The sequence below is a fragment of the Fusicatenibacter faecihominis genome (assembly GCF_020686945.1).
Lineage (GTDB): Bacteria > Bacillota > Clostridia > Lachnospirales > Lachnospiraceae > Limivivens > Limivivens faecihominis.
In genome coordinates this window covers 1-1,947 of sequence record NZ_JAJEPR010000086.1, presented here as the reverse complement: position 1 = coordinate 1,947, position 1,947 = coordinate 1, and the positions used below count along the sequence as shown (strand labels likewise).

The window sequence follows — 1,947 nt, the reverse complement described above, 5'->3', positions numbered from 1 at the left end:
AGGAGCTTCCTGTATAATTCAAATATAGGGAATTCCAAGAAAGAAGGTTGAGAAAAAGAAATACCTCAGAGTAAAATAAGATTACTGACTTTGGACGGTTAGTAAAAAATCTTATTAAAACAGTGAGGTATCTATAATGAATTGTAACACACAGAACGCAAAAATTGCATCCATAACTGAAAAAACTTTGATTGTTGGAATTGATGTCGGCAGTGAAACTCATTTTGCCAGGGCATTTGATTGGCGGAACTATGAATATACAAAGAAGCCGCTGGAATTCAGTAATACTGAGGCGGGTTTCATGATGTTCAAGGCATGGGTGGAAGATATCGCAGAAAAGCAAGGTAAAACAGCTGTAATTCCCGGAATGGAGCCGACCGGTCATTACTGGTTTGCACTGGGGAAATTCCTGCAGGACAGCGGGATGAAGCCTGTACATGTGAATCCGCACCATGTCAAGAAGTCGAAAGAGCTGGATGACAACAATCCCAATAAGAATGACCGTAAGGATCCAAAGACGATTGCGGCACTGGTCAATGAAGGACGCTTCTCTTATCCCTACATACCAACCGGTATTTATGCGGAGATCAGGAGCTTATCGAATCTTCGTTTCCAGACGCAGGAAGAGCTAACAAGAATCAAGAATCGAATCGCTAGATGGTTTGCCATTTATTTTCCTGAATATAAAGACGTTTATGGGGATTTAATGGCAGTCAGCGGACGAATGATACTCAAGGAAGCTCCATTGCCGGAGGATATCAGAATACTTGGAGTGAACGGTGTAAACCAGATTTGGAGAAACGCGAAGCTGCGAGGCACTGGAATGAAGAGGGCAAAGATCCTGGTATCAGCTGCAGAGCATAGCGTTGGAAGTAAGGAAGCACCGGAAGCGGCAAGGATTGAATTGAAGAATCTGCTGAATGACATGGATGTATATGTGTCAAGGATGGAGGAACTGCTCCAAACTATAGAGGAAAAACTGAAGACGATTCCATATGTTGATAAACTGATGGAAATCAAAGGAATCGGATTGATTACAGTCAGCGGATTTATTGCAGAAGTAGGTGACATTGGACGTTTTGATAATCCGAAGCAGCTGCAGAAGCTGGCGGGATATGCAATCGTGGCAAATGATTCCGGAAAGCACAATGGAGAGAGCCGGATCAGCTACAGAGGCAGAAAACGGCTGAGATATGTGCTGTATGAAGCTGCGATATCACTGGTGGGGAAGAATGCTGAGTTTAAGGAAATACATGAGTATTATCGAACCCGTAAAGAAAACCCGTTAAAGAAGATGCAGTCAGTAGTAGCAGTGGCATGTAAGATTATTAGGGTATTCTACACAATCCTGACAAAGGGTGTGGATTATGACCCAATGAAACTGATGAGTGATATCAGAAGGCCACAGTTGCAGGCAGCGTAGTAAGCAGAGACAAACAGGTAATGTTCTGTCACAGTTGAATTGAACTTTCAGAAATAGCTGCGGAGAGTTGAATTCAGCTGTGACAGGAAGGCTGAGAAGTATGAAGACCGAGTCGGGAAAACGTCCGCCGTAAGGTGCCGTGAGGTATTGATACTTAAACAGGTCAGTAAGACTTAAAACAAAAAAGAATGAGCCAGTAGTCGGCAGGAATAATCACCATAGGGCATGACCCTGTAGAGGAGCTAAGCTGACACCCTGGTTATGGACAGGCGGGACGAAGGAAGTTAGGACCCGGCAGAAATGCGGGTGATCCTGGTAGACACGGGAGGTTCGCTGCCGTAGATGGGAGGGTATACACAAGGCCATGTAGAACGAAAATGATGACGTTTTATTTTGTGTACCCCAACCCCTCTATTTTCGTACCAGATACAGAGAAATGTCCATCTTCTTGGCTCATTCATCTGAGATATGGAACTAAAAATCCCTTGAAAAATAAGGAAAAAAGACTTGACTATATAGGGAGG

General features: G+C 43.7%; 1 protein-coding gene. It reads left to right on the top strand.

Going from position 1 to position 1,947, the window contains the following annotated elements; genetic code table 11:
• Window positions 1-136: 136 nt before the first annotated feature.
• Complete coding sequence (locus LKD71_RS17900; RefSeq protein WP_005608692.1) at window positions 137-1,423, top strand: IS110 family RNA-guided transposase; 1,287 nt, start codon at window positions 137-139, stop codon at window positions 1,421-1,423.
• Window positions 1,424-1,947: the final 524 nt, after the last annotated feature.